An 18,956-nucleotide genomic window follows, 5' to 3' on the forward strand; every position below is an offset into this window, starting at 1 on the left:
AAAAAAGCGGAATTCAGTTATTTTAGATATTCATCAAAAGTACCATCATTGTAAAAAACAACGATTCTTTGAATCTTTTTATCAGTAGAAATCATTTCTGTATTTGAAGAAAATAAAGTAGGAGCAGAAGTTTCTGTTTTTTTTATTTCTTCTTTTTTAGGAAAAATACCTTTGCCGTGTAAGAGCCAATTAATATCTACATCTTTAAACTCTGATGTTATTTTTAATACAAAATCTAAGCTTGGTTTATTTCTGCCTGATAAAATATGAGATATACTTGAACGTTGTACACCTACTTGATCTGCAAATAAAGACCCTGACAGTTGATAAAATTCCATTATTTTTTTAAGTCTTATAATAAAATCTGAGTTATTCACAATTGTAAAATATTTATTATTTACAAATGTAACAAAAGTAATTTACTTTACAAAACAATTTAAATGAATTAAAAAATACACCTAAATTAAACAGTAAAGTGATTATTTAATTAAACAACATAACTAACTTATAATAAAGGTTTTAATTTGTAATATAATTACTATTTATAGTGATTTACTCTCTATATTAATTACTATATATTAGACCTGTATGTAGTTTACAAATCTAACTTACAAAACAAAGAACAGTATTACAATTGTAAACTAATCCTATGTTACAAATGTGAATTAGCAATAATTGACATTTGTAAACAAATTGATTTATAAGACAATTTAAATTGTAAGTTGCTTTAAGAAATTCTTTACTTTTGACAAAATATTAATTTTTTAAATGAATACCTTACAACCAGATTTTATAGAGAACATCTACGCTAAACACAAAGAAGAAAGTTTGCATGGAAAATGGATTACATATAAAGACATAGAAAATTTAATTACAAAATTCGAATCTAAATTTTTAAGAACTCAGATTGGTACATCAGAAGAAAATAGACCTATTAATAAATTAGAAATAGGAACTGGTTCTAAAAGAATTTTACTTTGGTCTCAAATGCATGGAAACGAAAGTACAGGTACAAGAGCTTTATTTGATCTTTTTAATTGTTTATTAAATTCATCAGAAACAATTTTCGAAGATATTTTAAAGAAATGTACTTTGGTTTTTATACCGATGTTAAATCCTGATGGAGCACAAGCCTATACAAGAGTTAATGCCAATAAAGTAGATTTAAATAGAGACGCTGTAGATAGAGCGGCAAAAGAAAGTAAACTTTTACGTAGTATTTTAGAAGAATTTAATCCGCAATTTTGTTTTAACTTACATGACCAAAGAACCATTTTTAATGTAGAAGGAACTAAAAACCCAGCTACAATCTCATTTTTAGCTCCTTCGGAAGAAGTAAGCAGAATGTTAACTAGGGGAAGAATTGAAACGATGGATGTTATTGTTAGTATGAATAAAATGCTACAAAACATAATACCTAATTTTGTTGGTAGATATACAGATGAGTTTTATCCAACAGCTACTGGTGATAACTTTCAGAAATTAGGTTACAATACTATATTAATAGAATCAGGACATTATCCTGATGATTATGTAAGAGAAGAAACTAGAAAATATACTTTTTTCTCTATTCTTCAAGGAATTCATCATATAGCAAACTCTAATTCATTTAACAATTATGAAGAATATTTTGAAATTCCGAATAATGATACTATCTTCTATGATATAATACACAGATACTCAGATAGTAAAAAAGATATAGCTTACCAATATCAAGATTTAATCATTGATAATCAGCTTGTATCAAAATTAAACAAAGTAGAAGAAAATAGTTTAAAATCTAAAATCGGACACTCCGAAATCGTTTTCGAGTAAAAAAATGTTAAGTATTTATTAGTTTAATTAGTAATTAATTAAATTAAATTCATAAATTTGCATAGTAATTTGAATAATGCTTAAAAAAATGAAAAAATTTATACTAGACGAAATCGATCATCAAATCTTAGATATTTTAATAGAAAACGCTAGAACTCCGTTTACTGATATTGCAAAACAATTGTTAGTTTCTGCAGGTACAATTCACGTTCGTGTTAAAAAAATGGAAGATGAAGGAATTATTCAGGGTTCTACACTTACATTAAATTACGAGAAAATGGGATATTCTTTTATAGCTCATGTTGGTGTGTACTTAGAAAAAACATCTATGACACAAAGTGTTATAGAAGATTTAAGAAAGATTGCAAATGTTACTGTAGCATATGTAACTGCTGGCAAATACAATATCTTTTGTAAAGTTAGAGCAAAAGGTACAAATGATGCTAAAGACATTATTTATAGAATAGACGATGTTCCTGGTGTAAAAAGAACAGAAACAATGATTGCTTTAGAAGAAAGCATTAATGATAAAAAGAGAATGATGCATGCCATCTTTCAAGATTTATAAAAAATATTAATCATATACTAAAAAACCTTATCTGTAAAAAGATAAGGTTTTTTTTTAGTTCTATGTTCCAAGTTTTAATTTAAAGGATTCTTCCACGAGAATTTATCGAATATAATATTCCAATCTTTAGGAAAAGTGGCTTTTAAAATTAATGATTCACTAGAAAAAGGATGTATAAATTCTAATTGACCTGCATGTAAAAATAGGTTCTTACAATTAAAATTTTCCTCGAACATTATATTATGATTTTTATCTCCATATTTTGGGTCTCCAATTAATGGATGACTAATTTTATTTGCGTGCACTCTTAATTGATGCATTCTTCCTGTTTTGGGTAACAATTCAATTAAACTATAACGAGAGGAATCGTAGGGTTTTACAGGAATTTCTAAAGTAATATTCTCTAAGGTTTTTAAAAATGTTAAAGCCTCTTTGTGCACATTAGCATCCCTTCCTTTAACAGGAGAATCTATTTTTTTTGATTCAGGCGAAAATCCTCTAACAATACCAAAATAAGTTTTTTGTATCTCGTTGTTTGTAAACAATTCTTGAAACTTAGAAACATATTGTGTTTCTTTTGCTAATAAAATTATTCCAGACGTTTTTCTGTCTAATCGATGTATAGGAAAAACTTTAATTCCTTTTTCTTCTAAAATTAATTGTAGTAGAGAAGTTTCTTCTATAACATTTCTAGAATGATGTGCGTGATGCACCAACATATTATTTGGTTTATTTACACAAAGAAGATATGTGTCTTCAAAAATTATTTCTAAACTCATAATGTTAATTATTGTCAAAAACAGGAACTCCAGTTTTTATACTTTTTTTCTTATTGTATTGTTTTAAATAAATAATTAAAAGATAAGAAATTGCACCGCAAACAAAAAAGCCAACAAATAGAGGCAAAGCTTTTTTGTCTAAAAAACTACCAATTAAAGATGCAATTGGTACAGCCATCATTGTTGAAACAAAACCATTTACAGCAGCACCAACTCCTGCAATATGACCAATTGGTTCCATAGCCAAAGCTCTTGTATTACCAAATAGAAATCCTAAGGCAAAAAATTGAATCCAAAAGAAAATAATGAGAATATAAATACTTGGGTTTTGAGTTTGAGAAAATAACAAAATGTAAACCAAAGGATTAATTGTAAAAATAATGGTAAAAATTCTTACTAATTTTAACATTCCGAATTTAACAACTAAGGTTCCGTTAAAAAAAGTAGATAAACCAATACCCATAGCTAAACCAGCAAAAATAAATGGAAACTCTTCTTTTAAACCATATTGTTGTTCAAAAATATGCTGACTCGCACTTAAATAAACCATAAAAGAACCCGTTATAAATCCTGAAAAAACTGTAAAAATTACTGCATTTTTATGTTTTAAAAATTCTTTTGTTCCATCTATAAAAAGAGAAAGCTTTATTTTTTTCTTATCCTTTGGTTTTAAAGTTTCTGGTTGTCTACGCCAAAGCCATGTCATAATTAAAAGACCAAGAAACATTTGTCCGTAAAAAATTGCTTTCCACCCATATAAATCTAATAGTATTTTACCCAAAGCAGGTGCAACTACAGGAACTAATATAAAAATAGCGACTACAAAAGACATTATTTTTGCCATATAATTACCTTCAAAACGGTCTCTTACCATAGCAATACTAATGGTTCTTGGTGCAGAAATACCGATACCTTGTAAAATTCTACCAATAATCATTACCTCTAGACTAGGTGCAAAAACACAAATTAAACTAGCTATTACAAAAACAATAAAACCTAAATAAATAACAGGTTTTCTACCAAGGCTATCAGAAAGTGGTCCAGAAATTAATTGTCCACAACCTAATCCTAAGAAAATCATTGTAATTAATAATTGATTATTCTGTTGATCAACTACATTTAATGAAGCACTAATATCTTCTATAGCAGGTAATAAAGCATCAATTGCTAGTGCTACCAAAGACATTAAAGATGCCATGATAGCAATAAATTCAAGTTCTGATTTTTGTTTTATTTCCATGAAAACAAAAGTAGTTGTATTTAGTTTTTAATAAAACTTAAACTTGTTAAAAAATAAAAAGGTTGCATATATAGCAACCTTTTTTTTTATGTGTAAAAAGTATCTTTTATTCTGTACCAATTTGGTCTATTGCCGAATTATTACCAAAACCTTTAGGATTTTCTCCCCATTTATTTGTACCGTTTTCGCTATCTGTACATAAAAGTACTAGTAGCCAAATTTGTCCGATTAATGGAATCATAGAAATTAAAATATACCAACCACTTTTACTAACATCATGTAACCTTCTAACAGTTACCGACAAACTAGGAATAAAAATCGCTAAATAATACAATAATAATAGTACAAAAAGAGTATCAATATTTAAAAGAAAAATAGTTATCTGAAGTCCCCAAGTAATCAGTGCATTTATCAAAACAAACATCCAATATTCTTTTCTTCTAGCTCTTCCGCTAAAATCTGCGTAATGTTCTTTTAAAACTTTTAAATACCAATTCATTTTTTTTATTTTTAATTATGAGAGCAAATCTAATTTATATTTAAAAAAGTCCTCTAGATTTTAACTCTAAATATTTGTTGATTGTATCTCCTGATAAATTTTCTGGCTTTGTTAATACAGACTGAATTCCGTATTTTTTTAATTCTTTTACAATACTTTTCTTTTCAAACAGAAACTTTTCTGCAATAATACTATCATAAATACTTAAAATATCATCTTTTTTAGAAGTTGTTAATGCTTCTAACTCTGTATTTTCAAAGAAAATAATTAAAACCAAATGGTTTTTTGCTAAGGCTCTTAAATAGGGAAGTTGTCTATTTAATCCGTCCATAGTTTCAAAGTTTGTATATAAGATTAACAAACTTCTTTGTGTTATTTTTCTTTTAACAACAGTATACAAAGTACTAAAATCAGATTCTGAAAAATCTGTTTTTATATTGTATAAGGCTTCAGAAATTAAACTCATTTGAGAGTTTCTTTTTTCTGCAACAACTAAATCTTCTAGATTTTTAGAAAAAGATAGCATACCTGCTTTGTCATGTTTTCTAAGTACTACATTACTAATTGCTAATGTTGCATTTATAGCATAATCTAATAAACTTAAATTATTAAAATGCATTTGCATTGCGCGCCCTTTGTCTATTATCGAATAAACTGGTTGCGATTTTTCTTCTACATATTGATTGATCATTAACTGATTTCTCTTTGCAGTCGCTTTCCAGTTTAAAGAACGAATATCATCGCCAGAAACATATTCTTTAATTTGTTCAAATTCTAAGGAGTGGCCTATTCTTCTTATTTTTTTTGATCCATAAGAAATAGCGTCATTATTAAAAGCTCTAAAATCGAATTCTCTTAATTTTAAAAATGAAGGATAACATTTTATTTCTTTTTCTTTGCCTAAAATGTATTTTCTGGTTGCCAATTGTAAAGGAGAACTTACATATACATTTACATTACCAAATAAATAAGTTCCTCTTTCTGTTGGGTTTAAGTCGTAATAAATTGTTTTTTCTTCTTTGTTAGATAATTTTAAATTGAAGATAAAATCTCTTTTTTGAAATTGATATGGAAGCTCTTCGATAATGGATAAATGCGACTTAAAATTATAGAAACTCTTTAATTGCATAGAAATTTTGTTAACATCTCCGTTAGACAATCGTTCTGGTAAATAACGATTTACAGTAATTGCTTCTTTTGCTCTGTAAAGAATTAAGATATCAATTAAAACCAAAATACTTAACATAAAAAGTACCACTTTAGTAACTTCAAAAAATAGTGGAATAAAAAACCCAACTATAAAAAACAATGCAATTCCTCCTAAGTAATAGAAAAAACGATTGTTTAAAAATAAAGTGTTGTAAAAATGTTTCAATGTTATTTGCTTTTAACTTTTTGGCCTTTAGCTTTTATTGAAATACTAAAGGTAAAAGCATTTATTTTTTTATTATGAGATCTCTCAATCTTTCTTTATTTCCAGATGACAAATTTCCTTATCATTTTCGGAATAATAAGACTAAAATTTATCTAGGTATTTCTACTGCTTCTATAATTTGCTCTATAATTTGTTTGCTAGATAAACCTTCCATTTCTCTTTCTGGTGTTACAATAACTCTGTGTTGTAAAACCGGAATTGTAGCTTTTTTAATATCTTCTGGTGTTACAAAATCTCTACCATTAATTGCGGCAAATGCTTTAGAGGCGCCTAAAATTGCAATACTTGCTCTTGGTGAAGCGCCTAAATATAAAAAGGAATTAGAACGCGTATTCACTACAATATTTGCAATGTAAGTTAACAGGTTTTCTTCTATTTTAATTTGATTGACTAAGTTTCTGAATGCTACAATTTTATCACCACTAATTACCGTTTCTATTTTACTTGCCTTGGTGGTATTTTCTAAAGCCTGTTCTTTTAATAAAATCTGTAATTCTTCGGCAGCATTTGGGTATTCTACATTTATCTTAAATAAAAAACGATCCAATTGTGCTTCTGGCAATCTGTAAGTTCCTTCTTGTTCAATAGGATTTTGTGTAGCCAAAACTACAAAAGGCGCTTCTAGTTTAAAGGTTGTACCATCAATTGTAATTTGCTTTTCTTCCATCACCTCAAATAAAGCCGCTTGGGTTTTTGCTGGCGCTCTATTAATCTCGTCAATAAGAATCATATTCGAAAAAATAGGTCCTTTTTTAAATTCAAACTCAGTTGTTTTTACATTAAAAACAGAAGTTCCTAAAATATCCGAAGGCATTAAATCTGGTGTAAATTGTATTCTGCTAAAACCAACATCAATAGTTCTTGCCAACAATTTAGCTGTAATTGTTTTTGCAACTCCTGGTACACCTTCAATTAAAACATGACCATCAGAAAGTAGTGCAACAATTAGCAAATCCATCATGTCTTTTTGTCCTACAATTACTTTTTGTAGTTCTTTTTTTATCTGTAAAACACACTCTTGTAATTCCGATAAATCGAGTCTACTTTCAAACTCTAAATTGTTAGGTACTTGTTCATTATTTGGTGTTTCCATATCTTATCTATTTAAGAAATTTTTCAATCATTTTATGTAATACAATTAACTGTTCCTTAGAGCATTCTATCTTCTTATTTAAAGTGATAATTGTATTTACTAAATATTTAGTTTTTTGTATATCGTTACCAGATTTAGATGCCAATTTATCTATAAAATCATTATTTAAATTACTGGTGTTTAATAAATATTTTGTGCGTACCTTTTCTAGAAAATAGGCTATTTTTTTATCTACTAAATTTTTATGATCTTCTTCTTTTAAGTACAAGTTGGCAATGGTTTGTGTAAAAGCAACGGTACTATTTTTTAACGGTTCAATTACCGGGATTGGGCGTTGTTTTCTTCTTGCATTAAAAAGCAAGAACAATAATAAACCTATTAAAGAAACAAACAAAAACCATTTTAATGTTGGGTGTTCTAAAAAGAATTTAAAGATATTATTATCATCTTCTTTTTGGTTGACATATTTACTCGATTTTATCTGCGGATCCCAAAGAGTGCGCTTTTTGTTGGGTAAATAAGAAAGTGCATTTGCTGCATAAACTTCTTTACCATTTAATAAATTATAGTTTGTAAACGCAATAGGATGCAAGTTTAGGAAAAAAGCACCTTTACCATGATTTATTCTGATAAAATTCGGAACACTTTCTCCATCCACTTTTATGGTTCCTAAAACGGTTGTTGTATTTTCATCATATTCTAAAAAATAATTTCTTCTAAGGTTTCTATCAAAATTAAAAGATGACTTAGAAAACTGTGTATTTTTAAAAGATAATTCTCCTTTTAACTTTTTTAACCTAGAAATAGAAAAAACGTTGTCATCTAAATTATTTGTAGAAAAATGTAAAGCAGATTTTAAGGTGTCTTTAAATTGGTTGAAAGCTAAAAATACATTATTCCCTTTTGCTACAAAGTCTAAAAATTCTGGCACCACTTCTACAGGATATTTATAACCTGCATTTTTTATAGAAACGTAATTTTTAGTTTCTAGACTATCTATTACTGAATTTATCACTAGATAATCATAAATATTTTGCTTTAATAAAGTAACATGGCTTTTACCTAAAAGTTGAGAAGCTTCGTTATAAATGATGTAATTACCAAACGGACTTTTTTCTTTTTCTTTAAAATTTTCTTCCCAATCTGTTTTATTACAACCTACTAATATCAATAAGAGCAGGAGAGGAGCGTAGTTTTTTATCAACCTAAATACCATTATTTTAAAGATTTTTTAAAAGATTGATATTTGTTTTCGACCAACTTAAATTGGCTTTCATCTATAGAGAACTCTCCATACCAAACATAGGAATATACATAAGATAAATAAGAAAACTCTTTTCTAGTACTTGTATTTTCTATTTCTAAAAGATATTCTGAGTTGGTTTTATCTTTATGATAATCAATTAGTTTCTTATTAGACAAAGTTTTTAAAACGGATAAATAATAATAACGAATAGCCAACCTGTATTCTTTATTATAGATGGCTTTTTGTAATAAAACGTCAATATCTGTTTCATTAATGTCTTCATCTTCGTAAATTAATTTTTTAGCAACCTTCTTTTTAGAACGTTTAAAGTTCCAGAAATTAACTTCGGAACCTAAAATGGTTTTTACAATGATAAAAATGAAAAAGGCACCCAATAAATATGGAAATATATTTGTAATAAAAAACAGAAAAGCAGCTATAAATGCTTGTCCGAAAAAAGAATCACTTTGTGTTTCTTCTTCTGGTTCATCTTCCTCTTCGGTATAAATAAAATCTTTGTCGTTGTATTTTTCATTTAAATCCTCTTTAAAAGTTCTTTGATGAATAAAATCTATATTTTTAGTTGTAATCTCTTCTTTAACTACAAGGGAATCTTTTTGTAAATCAGCACCAAAACAAAATGTAGCTGAGCAAATACATAGAATATATAAAAGCTTTTTCATTAACGTAAATTGTGTTTATTAGCTACCTTAAAAGGAAGAATTAAATAATAATAACTAATAGTAACTAAGCTAAACCCAATAATTGTAAAACTTAAAAATGTAGGCATTATATTGGCATATCTTGTAATATATCCTTCTAAAAATGCCGCTAAAATAGTAAACGGAATGGTGCTAATAAAAATATAAAATGCAGATTTTACACCCCTTTTAAATGAGGTTAATCTTTTATAAGCTCCAGGAAATAAAATACTTGCACCAATAATATAACCTGCAGCTGCTTCTATAATCATCCCGAAAATCTCATAGGTTCCGTGAATCCAAATACCTTTTATGCTATCGAAAAAACTATTATTCTGATAGAAAAATGCCTGAAAAACAGCTACCATAATGGCATTATACACCACGTAAACACCTGTACCTAAGCCAAAAAATAATCCAGAAAGAAACATATTAAGTCCCACACGTTGGTTATTATCGTAAATACCTATAAAAGTTCCCCAATTGCTACCGCCTTTGTAAACTGCCATGGCATCTCCACTTTCTATGTTTTCTAAGGTATTGTTTACATAACTGTCTCCTAAAACTTGTCTTGCAAAAGAATCATCATTAAATGTGGATAATAAACCAATTAAAAAGAAAGCAAAAAAGACAATAAATGATAAATAAATAAATTTTCTGTATTGATAGGAGAGTAATGGCACTTTATCAAAAAAGAAATATAACAATACATTTTTTCTGCTTCTTTTTGTATGATAAACCTTGTCGAAGCTTGATTTTGCTAGCTTATTTAGATACTGCGTAACTTTACTTTTTGGGTAATATGTTTGCGCATATACCAAATCATTCATGATTTTTATATGCAAGTTGGCCGTATCATCTGGAGATTTTTTTTCTTTATTTGAAATAACTTGTTCAAATTCGAGCCATTTTTCTTTATTTTGCTTTATAAAAGCGACTTCTCTCATTAAGAGCGAATTTACATATTGAATGAAAAGACTCCAAATAAAAACAGCACAAAATGTAAATATCCATTTTTCCCTAGCAAACGTTGGGCAACGGTTATTTGCTTTTGTTATAGACAATATTATTAAGTTTACTTATATCTATTTTGCCATCTCTTTTTTTAGCTTAGAACTCTTTGATACTGCCATAAATGGAGATAGTTGGTCTGTAAAAGCTTATGATGTTTTACTCTTTTTACCCGTAACATTTTACTCTCTATACACAGAATTATTGTTAGATGGGCAAACACTTGGTAAGAAGTTATTACATTTAAAAGTAATTAATATTGAGGGGTTTAAACCCTCTGCAACAGATTTTGTAATCCGTTGGTTTTTAAGAATTATCGATTTTAATTTATTTACATTGTTGTTTATTTATGTTTCATCTTTAGGGTTAGATAGTGAAGTAGCTTTATTGATTATGTTATTTGCGATTGGTAAAATGATTGGTTTCTTTTTGATTTTATTTACTAATAAGCAGCAACGATTTGGAGATATTATTGCAAATACTGTTGTTATTTATTTAAAAGATGACGTAAAATTTTCTGATACTATTTTAGAAAACATTTCTACTAAATATGTACCAACTTATCCGAATGTGATAAAATTATCTGATAATGATGCCAGAATAATAAAAAATACTTTTTTATCTGCTAAAAAGTTTAACGATCATAACACCTTGATTAAACTGCGTAATAAAATTTTAGAGGTTACTAAAATTACTTCTGTGCATAAGAGTGATACTGAGTTTATAGATACCGTTTTAAAAGATTATAATTATTATACACAAAACATGTAGAGTATGTGATTTAAAATATTCTATTTAACATAATATAAATTATAGTGCATTCGCATAATAGTTGTTGTATAGCCGCTTTTCAGGCGATTTACTCATGATTTGACTTTAACTTCTATTAGCTCAACAATATCGCCACGTTTTACCAAAATATCAACACGGATAAAGCAATTATTAAACAAAAATGCTGGTTCATAAATAGTAACATTGTCTTGTTTTAATAATTCATTTGTTTTCTCAACAGCCAAATCATAATCCCAAGGATTTCCTTCAACAAGTATTCCTCCTTCATATTCTAATCTTGCCAATTCTTCAACTTGAAAACCACCTTGTGCCAATGCTTCTAGGAAATCATCTTCTTTTTTTTGATTAGCATATTCCTTATTATTAGAATAGTAAAGTTTGGTTGGACATTCAAGACCTAATTTAAACCTTGATTTTTATAAATATCTTTTCATTAATATTAATAAAAAAAGTTAGTCCCAGAAAAAACTAACTTTGTGATTGTCTTTTTACGGACATAATAGAACGCTTGTGTGTGGCAATCGAAATTGCAAATTTTATCTGGTGCGTCCTTTTTATTATTAAGAATATGGTTCTAATGAGCTTTTGGCATTCATTTCTTCTAATAAATTAAAATTATCCCATTTTGTAAACCAATACTTTTGCTTTACGACAAATTTAATAAATTCTAATTTTTCTGTTTTAACACTAAAAAGTGTCAATACTTGTCGTTTAAATTTAAAATCTTCTTCATTTAGATATGGACAAGATATTAAATCAAAAAATAAAAGTACCAATTCTGAATGTTTAGTTCGCTTATTTTCTTCAATACCTGTTATTTTTATAATTATTGCTTTTTTTACGGCTTCCTTTAACAAAGAATATTGTTTAATATCCTTAAAATAAAAAAGTAAAACAGTTATTACAAAATAGTTTATCTTATTTTTAAATTCATAATCTAAACTATCATCATCTTTTTTAATAATATTCAGGTTCAAATATTTAACAAGTTGATTTCTTGTTAGTCTATATTCTTTACCTAATTCTTTTAATACAATCAATAAGTATAGTGTCTCAATTTGTAAATGTTCATCAATTTTACTTTTATCAAGTATCAAAATTACTTCATCCAATATTTTTTTAAATACAACCTCTTGATTCAGCTTATTAAATTGATTTTTCAAGGCATATGTCTTACCATCTTTTGGTTCATCAAACTGAAATTTATATCTCTTCCTGAAAGATTTAATAATAAAGGATAGGATACTAACTAGTTTAATAGTAGAATTAACTTTTGGAGAAACTCCATAAAGGAAAAAGACGAAATCAAGCATTTCAACAATATAGTTTGTGAAATTTGCTTCTTGTTTAATTAATTTCTTTTCTTCCTCTTTAGTAAGTAATCCTTTAAACTTATCTTTATCTAGTCTTTTTTTATGCTCTTCATACTTTTTGACATTTCGTAATAAACTACTCTTGAATATTGCTAAAGTATAGTTCATAATATCTTTATAAGCAACATTTGAAACTACTACAATTGTTTTAAATTCTGTAATTAGTTTATTTGAATCACATCTAATATCGACATCACTAACCTTTATTTTTTTTCTAGGAATATAGTCTTCATCACTTTTCTTTTCTTCAGGAATTTCTTTGTCTTCCTTTTCGTTTTCTTTGATAATTTTAAATTTAATCCCTTCCTTTAAAAGATTAATAACTTTGTTTTTAGCTATAGTTATTTCAGTAATTAATGGTTTTTCATAAAGTATCGTTTTTGAATTGTTTAATGATAATTTATAATCTTTTAAAGTGATTTTATAATTATCTAAAATTTCATTTCTTGTTTTTTCTTTGTTGTAGAAAACAAAAAAATCATCAACATATCGATATATTTCATAATCTACTTTATGATAAATACCTTTATTACGTAAAATCTGTTCAATTTTCTTATCTATACTTTGTAAAATAAGTTCAGCAAAAATTCTTGAAAATTCAGGACCAATAATTATCCCATTAGTTTCTCCATAATTTGTATTCTGCATAAATTTATCAAACTGACCTGCAAAAGTTTTACCATCGTTATTTTCCTTCACAAACTCTTTATCTGTCAAAGCCCAAGAAAGTGAATGAGTATATATACTATCGAAGCATTTTGCTATATCAAACTTTATCATTTTATCGTACTTTTTTTCAGCACGATGGTAAGCATAATGTTCGTAAAACTTATAAATATTTGAAAACCTCTTGTAAGTGAAAAACGTTTTTAAACTTTTATATTCTTTTCCGCTTTCCTCGATAAAATCATCTTCATCTCCTCTATTCTGAACATATGTATTATCGTTTGAAAAAACAAATTTTGCTATATTATCAGGTTTTCTTATTGAATATGGACTTTCCTTTGAATAGTAAAGGATTAATTCCTTGTAGCGTTCATAGAATGATACTAGCTCAATTTGACTTTTAGGATGTGGAATTGCTAAATCTCTAAAATCTTTTTCTTTATGTGTTATTTTATAGTTGAAAGCAATTTTCCTAAATTCTTTCTTTTTGGAATTTAGCTTACGAGTATTTTTTTCAGTATTCCCATTAGCGTCGAATAGAATCTTAAATACTTTTTGTAAACTATTTTCATCTTTACAATCAACCCAGCTAAAAGAATTGTTTTCAAAATCAAATTTCACTTTAAACTTCACCAAAAACTCATAAAAATGCCTATTAGATAATATAATTGGTGTTTCATAAGGAAGAACATCGCTCAAAATAGCTCTTTCTATTGAATATTTGATAGGTAATTTTAATTTGCTTTTTCTCATATTATTTCCAAATTGAAATTACTCGTTCAAAATTATTATCAAGCTTCTTTAATTCTTTTAATCCAAATGGCCTCAAATCGGCAATGTTCTTCCGTTTTGAATTAATATTGAAAAAAGATTTATTTATAAAGCCATCTTTAAAGCTATAAGTCTTTAGTTTGTTATTTAATTTAGAATATGTGGCGATAGGTAATTTTTCATCAACTATTCTTATTAATTCATTGTCAAGAAAATCCAAATCCAAACAATCATTTTCAATTAAACTATTGGAATAATATATCCCAACTAATCCTTTTTTTGGTTTATGCAAACGAGTGTTTTTAGTTAAATAATTGATTCTGTGTATCAATAATTTAGAAGCTTCATTTTGTGAAAATTCTTTTTGAAATAGATACGTGTCTATAGTTTTTTCAATCCGACTAACATACTTATTCTTTTTATTTTGAGAGAGTGAAGTTTCAATATATTTTTTATTTTCAATTTTAAAAATATAACCCAAGAACACTACCTCGAATAAATCATTCTTCCTTGTGTCAATCATTTTTGTCTTATCTGTTCTCTCATTTAAAGCCAACCCGTATTGTTCAACAATCTTTCTCACTTGCACTAAATAATCTGCTTCAGAAATTTCCCAATTAGGTACATAAACAATTACAATGTCATCTACATATCTTGCATAATAATTAACATTATTTATTCTTTTAATTTTATTATCGACTTCTCGCATAAATAGCTCTGCTAAATATGCACTTATACCTGCACCTCTTGGTATACCTCTTCTCTCTTCTTTTGGCAAACCCAATTGGTCAGTAATTTCATTATAACTGTAAAGCAGACTGTTTATTAAGGTTTTAGATTTCGGGCTTAACAATTGATTATTGTTTATCATACTTAACAATTTCTCTTGTAGAACACTTTCGTAAAAGCCTCTTATATCTGTTCTTAATAAGATTTTTGGGTAATCATCTTTTAACAAACTTTGCAGTTGTTTAGAAATTAAATAGCGATTCCCTTGTTTTACTTTAAAAGTTCGATTTATATTAAACTGTAATTGTTTCATAGCAAAATATGAAGATGCATCTTTCCCTATCGGATAAACATACTTCCCACTTGCTTCGTGTAAAAATTTAGAAAACACAAACTTAAACCCTTTACTATTTACATTTTCGACATATTCTTGTAAACTAATTTCTAATTCATTTTTTTTACTCTCTTCTATATCTAGCTTTTCTTCATAGAGCTTTAAAAGATGTTCGTCGTCTTTTTCTTTATCTCCTGTACTTTTATATACTTTAATAATATTTCTTTGCTTCTTTAATTCATTGGAAAGGGCGTGGAATTTATCAGAATAATATTCTTTTTCAAAGTTTCCTTTGCGGTTTTCTATTTCAAATATTTTATTAAAATTTTCTAACGAGAATGATTGATCGAGCATATAAGTTTTTAATATCTTTTAGTTTATATAAAAAGGATTTGTTATAACAAGAAAAATCCAGTTAGAAATTTGTTAATTAACAATACAAAGGGAGAGCTTAAATATAGTGAAATTTGTAGGAATAGTTCTGAGGGAAATCCGTAAAATAATAAAAGTTTTTAACACAAATTTCCATTCCACACACATTATGCTTACCTCCTAAGTAGTCGCATAAAAAGTGTTCCATTAACATTGCAAAAGAAACTTTTTGAAGAAACTGTAGTAAGAACTTTCGCTTTTAACCAAAGCTCAAGTTACATAACGCAGAACATTATAGTACATTTTTAATTAAGATTATTCCGTGGATGATTCTCGGTGTTTATGGAGGAGTTTAATCATTAATTATCAAACGATTATTCATGTTAAATAATTCAGTCATTTTTATTTAACATAATAAATTAATATGAATCATTAATAAATAAAGCTTACTTGCTATTTTTATAAAAATAATGTCATTAAGAAATAATATTGCTTTTAAAAATCAAATGATAAAAAAGCTAAAGAAGGCGTAGGAAAATATGTAACTTGTGGGGAGAGCAGGATTCGAACCTGCGAAGACGTAGTCAACGGAGTTACAGTCCGTCCTCGTTGGCCGCTTGAGTATCTCCCCTCTAATTTACTATTTCAATGAACATAAAAATTACAATCGTAATTCATGTTTTTTAGGCATGTTTTCTAAAGGTTTGCGAATATATAAAATTATGATAAACCACCTAAAAAATATTGTATATTTTTTTTAACATCTATTATTAGAGACTGTAAAACTTAAAAGAAATACAATTCTAATATTTTATACAATAAGTACTTACATCAAAATGATTGATCTTTTATATTAATATCTTTTTTTTTTATGAATAGCATCAAAATCTTATTGATTTAAGTTAAACTTAAAAAACACTTATTTCTAAATTTGAGTATTTATTTAATCTAGCTTATTTGTTGTTTATAATAATAAGCTATAAAACATATAATTATGAAAGAAAATAATAAGAATTTCAAACCTGAAGAAACACTTAAAAAGAGTAAAAACGAACCAAAAAGTGCCAAAGAAAATTTAGATATTCCTGGAGCTAGAAATGCAAGGCCTTTAACCAATGACAGAGATTTAGATCAAATAAAACATGATAAAAAATCAGAAAAAGAACCTATAGAAAATATTGAATTAGATACCGATTACGGAAAAGAAAAATAAATCTATTTCTTTTTGTTTTTTTGCTTTTTCCATAAAAAATAAAGTATAATAACAACAACAGGTAGCACCATAAAAACAATCACTTCAAATGGATCTGAAGTATCTAATGGTTTATTATCATCAGGGTTAGGTGTTCCCATAGGTAGTTGTAAAAAAGGCAATTTGTATAATATATTCATTCTTATAATTTAAGATTAATAATTATGTTTTAGACTAAGTTAACATATATTTGTTAGAAAGAAAAGTGTTTTGAATTTAAAAGAATAATTATTTTAAACCATATAAACAATTGTAAGTCTTAATAGCGTAAATTAATTTTGTATGAATTTTAAATATTTAAAAGCCTACTCTCTACTTATAATGGCTTTCGGTTTTATTTATTGTAGCGAAACTGAAGAATTACCAACAGAGACTAATGAAACTTTTGAAGTGCCTACTGTGTATTCTAAAATTTATGGAGCAACAAGTATAACCAATGATGGTACTTATATCACTATTAAAACCAATGGTACACCCGATCATAAAAGTGTGTATTACCAACAAACAAATGAGTTGTACGAAGAATTTAGTGGAATTACTTTTGAAGGTTATACTTTTGTAAAAAATCCTAACAACATTATTTCATTTGATTATACATTTAAAATTCCTTTAAACCCACAAGTCGCAACTAATCATGCTGCTACTCCATTGGGAGCTATTGGTGTTTCTTTAAATGGTGTTCCTCTATATAATCAATATGCGGGGCCAAATCAACCACTTACAGATGAATTTAAAAGTTTTGATCAATACTGGGGACATCCAACTGGAAATGGTAATTTTCATTATCATATAGAACCACTTTATTTAACAACCGTAACTGCAAGTAAGTCTGCCCTTCTTGGTTTTTTATTAGATGGTTTTCCTGTTTATGGTCCTGAAGAAAATGGTGAAGATGTTACGGGGTTAGATGCTTATCATGGGCATACACATGTTACAGAAGACTATCCAGATGGAATTTATCATTATCATATTACCAATACAGATCCTTATATAAATGGAAATGGTTATTATGGAACACCGGGAACTGTAACTCAATAATGAAACCTTTTTTTTTAATTTTATTGTTTGCTTCTTTATTTTCTTGTCAAAAAGAAAAGCTTGCAACACCTGTTTTAAAAAATCAAGTACCCAGTTTTTTTGTTTTAAAATCGAAAACAAATGCTAAAAACAATTTACTTTATGTTGCAGATAAAATCTATTCTGGCTTTGTGTATCAACTAAATTCAGTTACCGCAGATACACTTTTAATATCAGGTTATTACAACGGATTAAAAGAAGGAGTTTCAAAAAAATGGTATGCTAATAATCAACTAATGGAAACTCGTTACTATTCTTCGGGACAAAAAAACGGTAAGCAAGTTGCGTTCTGGGAAAATGGCAGTAAGAGATTTGATTATACGGCAAAAAAAGATGCTTATGAAGGTGAATTTAAAGAATGGAATATGAATGGAAAATTGATTCATTTGGCACATTATAGAAACGGACAAGAAGAAGGTGCTCAAAAATTATGGTATGATAATGGTAAAATTAGAGCAAATTACGTTATTATAGATGGTAAAAGGTATGGCTTATTAGGAACTAAAAATTGTGTAAATGTATCGGATCGTATTTTTACTGATAAGTAGTGGTTTATTAATTGGTTGTAATGTAAAAAGTAATCAGGGTAATTTAAAGAAAAACACTATTGCGTTACCTTATTATAACGACCCAACCTTTACACCTCTTTTTATAAAAGATACTTCTAAAGTTAAAGAAGAAATTACACATACAATAGCTGATTTTGAGTTTTTAAATCAGGATAGTGTTCTTGTAAATCAAGACATTATTAAAAATAAAATACACATTGCTAGTTTTATTTTTACTACTTGTGGTAGTATTTGCCCTATTATGACAGATCATTTAAAGATTGTAAACGATCGTTTGCAAAATGATAAAGATCTTGTTTTTTTATCATTTTCTGTTACTCCTTGGATAGATACCCCTAATGTTTTAAACACTTACAAGAAAAATCGCGGTATTAACAATAACAATTGGCAGTTTTTAACAGGATCTAAAAGTGGTATTTATACATTGGCAAGACAGTCTTATTATGCCGAAGAAGATATTGGTTTTAGTAAAGATAGTACCGAGTTTCTACATACAGAACACCTAATTTTAGTTGATAAAACTAAAAGAATTAGAGGTATTTATAATGGTACAGTAGCTTTAGATATGGAGGCTCTTGTAAATGATATACGTACTTTACAAGGTGAAAAGTAATTTTAAGTATTATACAATTTG

The 18,956-nt window shown here is 27.3% G+C and carries 20 protein-coding genes and 1 tRNA gene; 7 read left to right on the forward strand and 14 right to left on the reverse strand.

What is annotated here, in order from left to right; genetic code table 11:
• Positions 1-17: 17 nt before the first annotated feature.
• Positions 18-338 carry a helix-turn-helix domain-containing protein gene (locus tag ACJJVY_RS02685; RefSeq protein ID WP_405604861.1) on the reverse strand — a complete coding sequence of 107 codons (321 nt, stop codon included), beginning with the start codon at positions 336-338 and terminating at the stop codon, positions 18-20.
• A gap of 430 nt (positions 339-768) precedes the next feature.
• On the opposite strand from ACJJVY_RS02685, the gene ACJJVY_RS02690 reads away from it, so the two are divergent.
• Both ACJJVY_RS02690 and ACJJVY_RS02695 read left to right on the forward strand, forming a co-directional pair.
• Entirely contained in the window at positions 769-1,815 is a 1,047-nt protein-coding gene (locus ACJJVY_RS02690) for a M14 family zinc carboxypeptidase (RefSeq protein ID WP_405604863.1), read from the forward strand.
• 88 nt (positions 1,816-1,903) lie between these two features.
• On the forward strand, positions 1,904-2,383 hold the full coding sequence (locus tag ACJJVY_RS02695; RefSeq protein ID WP_405604865.1) for an Lrp/AsnC family transcriptional regulator: 480 nt from the start codon (positions 1,904-1,906) through the stop codon (positions 2,381-2,383).
• Between the two features lie 74 nt (positions 2,384-2,457).
• Here ACJJVY_RS02695 and ACJJVY_RS02700 read toward each other — a convergent pair whose 3' ends face one another.
• From ACJJVY_RS02700 to ACJJVY_RS02735, 8 genes are all read right to left on the reverse strand, one after another.
• Entirely contained in the window at positions 2,458-3,162 is a 705-nt protein-coding gene (locus ACJJVY_RS02700) for a pseudouridine synthase (protein ID WP_405604867.1), read from the reverse strand.
• Between the two features lie 4 nt (positions 3,163-3,166).
• On the reverse strand, positions 3,167-4,402 hold the full coding sequence (locus tag ACJJVY_RS02705) for a multidrug effflux MFS transporter (protein ID WP_405604869.1): 1,236 nt from the start codon (positions 4,400-4,402) through the stop codon (positions 3,167-3,169).
• 106 nt (positions 4,403-4,508) lie between these two features.
• A complete protein-coding gene (locus ACJJVY_RS02710; RefSeq protein ID WP_405604870.1) occupies positions 4,509-4,901 on the reverse strand; it encodes a DUF805 domain-containing protein in 393 nt (130 codons plus the stop codon).
• Positions 4,902-4,941: 40 nt separating this feature from the next.
• Positions 4,942-6,276, reverse strand: coding sequence for a DUF58 domain-containing protein (locus ACJJVY_RS02715; RefSeq protein WP_405604872.1), 1,335 nt, complete (start codon positions 6,274-6,276; stop codon positions 4,942-4,944).
• Between the two features lie 148 nt (positions 6,277-6,424).
• Positions 6,425-7,429, reverse strand: a complete 1,005-nt coding sequence (locus ACJJVY_RS02720; protein WP_405604874.1) for an AAA family ATPase — start codon at positions 7,427-7,429, stop codon at positions 6,425-6,427.
• Positions 7,430-7,436: 7 nt separating this feature from the next.
• Positions 7,437-8,633, reverse strand: coding sequence for a hypothetical protein (locus ACJJVY_RS02725; protein ID WP_405604876.1), 1,197 nt, complete (start codon positions 8,631-8,633; stop codon positions 7,437-7,439).
• 11 nt (positions 8,634-8,644) lie between these two features.
• Positions 8,645-9,358 (reverse strand): hypothetical protein, encoded by a 714-nt coding sequence (locus ACJJVY_RS02730; RefSeq protein ID WP_405604878.1) that lies wholly within the window; start codon positions 9,356-9,358, stop codon positions 8,645-8,647.
• Positions 9,358-10,323 (reverse strand): stage II sporulation protein M, encoded by a 966-nt coding sequence (locus ACJJVY_RS02735; RefSeq protein WP_405604880.1) that lies wholly within the window; start codon positions 10,321-10,323, stop codon positions 9,358-9,360. Before ACJJVY_RS02735 ends, ACJJVY_RS02730 begins: the two co-directional genes overlap by 1 nt.
• A gap of 22 nt (positions 10,324-10,345) precedes the next feature.
• Between ACJJVY_RS02735 and ACJJVY_RS02740 the strand changes: the two genes are divergently transcribed.
• Positions 10,346-11,158: an RDD family protein gene (locus tag ACJJVY_RS02740; RefSeq protein WP_405604882.1), complete on the forward strand. Its 813-nt coding sequence runs from the start codon at positions 10,346-10,348 to the stop codon at positions 11,156-11,158.
• A 92-nt stretch (positions 11,159-11,250) separates the two neighbouring features.
• Here ACJJVY_RS02740 and ACJJVY_RS02745 read toward each other — a convergent pair whose 3' ends face one another.
• The 4 genes from ACJJVY_RS02745 to ACJJVY_RS02760 form a co-directional block, all read right to left on the reverse strand.
• Positions 11,251-11,493: a hypothetical protein gene (locus ACJJVY_RS02745; RefSeq protein WP_405604884.1), complete on the reverse strand. Its 243-nt coding sequence runs from the start codon at positions 11,491-11,493 to the stop codon at positions 11,251-11,253.
• Between the two features lie 246 nt (positions 11,494-11,739).
• On the reverse strand, positions 11,740-13,971 hold the full coding sequence (gene drt3b / locus ACJJVY_RS02750; protein WP_405604886.1) for an antiviral reverse transcriptase Drt3b: 2,232 nt from the start codon (positions 13,969-13,971) through the stop codon (positions 11,740-11,742).
• 1 nt (position 13,972) lies between these two features.
• The gene (gene drt3a / locus ACJJVY_RS02755; RefSeq protein WP_405604888.1) at positions 13,973-15,406 is read right to left on the reverse strand and encodes an antiviral reverse transcriptase Drt3a; all 1,434 of its coding nucleotides are present in this window, start codon (positions 15,404-15,406) and stop codon (positions 13,973-13,975) included.
• A 567-nt stretch (positions 15,407-15,973) separates the two neighbouring features.
• Positions 15,974-16,055 (reverse strand) — tRNA-Tyr (locus ACJJVY_RS02760).
• Positions 16,056-16,418: 363 nt separating this feature from the next.
• On the opposite strand from ACJJVY_RS02760, the gene ACJJVY_RS02765 reads away from it, so the two are divergent.
• Positions 16,419-16,637, forward strand: coding sequence for a hypothetical protein (locus ACJJVY_RS02765; protein ID WP_405604890.1), 219 nt, complete (start codon positions 16,419-16,421; stop codon positions 16,635-16,637).
• 2 nt (positions 16,638-16,639) lie between these two features.
• Here ACJJVY_RS02765 and ACJJVY_RS02770 read toward each other — a convergent pair whose 3' ends face one another.
• Positions 16,640-16,816 (reverse strand): adenylosuccinate synthetase, encoded by a 177-nt coding sequence (locus tag ACJJVY_RS02770; RefSeq protein ID WP_405604892.1) that lies wholly within the window; start codon positions 16,814-16,816, stop codon positions 16,640-16,642.
• A 142-nt stretch (positions 16,817-16,958) separates the two neighbouring features.
• Between ACJJVY_RS02770 and ACJJVY_RS02775 the strand changes: the two genes are divergently transcribed.
• Genes ACJJVY_RS02775 through ACJJVY_RS02785 form a run of 3 tightly spaced genes read left to right on the forward strand, consistent with a single transcriptional unit; the run spans position 16,959 to position 18,935 of the window.
• Positions 16,959-17,714 (forward strand): YHYH protein, encoded by a 756-nt coding sequence (locus ACJJVY_RS02775; RefSeq protein ID WP_405604894.1) that lies wholly within the window; start codon positions 16,959-16,961, stop codon positions 17,712-17,714.
• On the forward strand, positions 17,714-18,301 hold the full coding sequence (locus ACJJVY_RS02780; protein ID WP_405604896.1) for a toxin-antitoxin system YwqK family antitoxin: 588 nt from the start codon (positions 17,714-17,716) through the stop codon (positions 18,299-18,301). The genes ACJJVY_RS02775 and ACJJVY_RS02780 overlap by 1 nt, the downstream gene beginning before the upstream one ends.
• On the forward strand, positions 18,270-18,935 hold the full coding sequence (locus ACJJVY_RS02785; RefSeq protein WP_405604898.1) for an SCO family protein: 666 nt from the start codon (positions 18,270-18,272) through the stop codon (positions 18,933-18,935). Before ACJJVY_RS02780 ends, ACJJVY_RS02785 begins: the two co-directional genes overlap by 32 nt.
• Positions 18,936-18,956: the final 21 nt, after the last annotated feature.

The organism is Polaribacter sp. Asnod1-A03, from assembly GCF_045063585.1.
GTDB lineage: Bacteria > Bacteroidota > Bacteroidia > Flavobacteriales > Flavobacteriaceae > Polaribacter.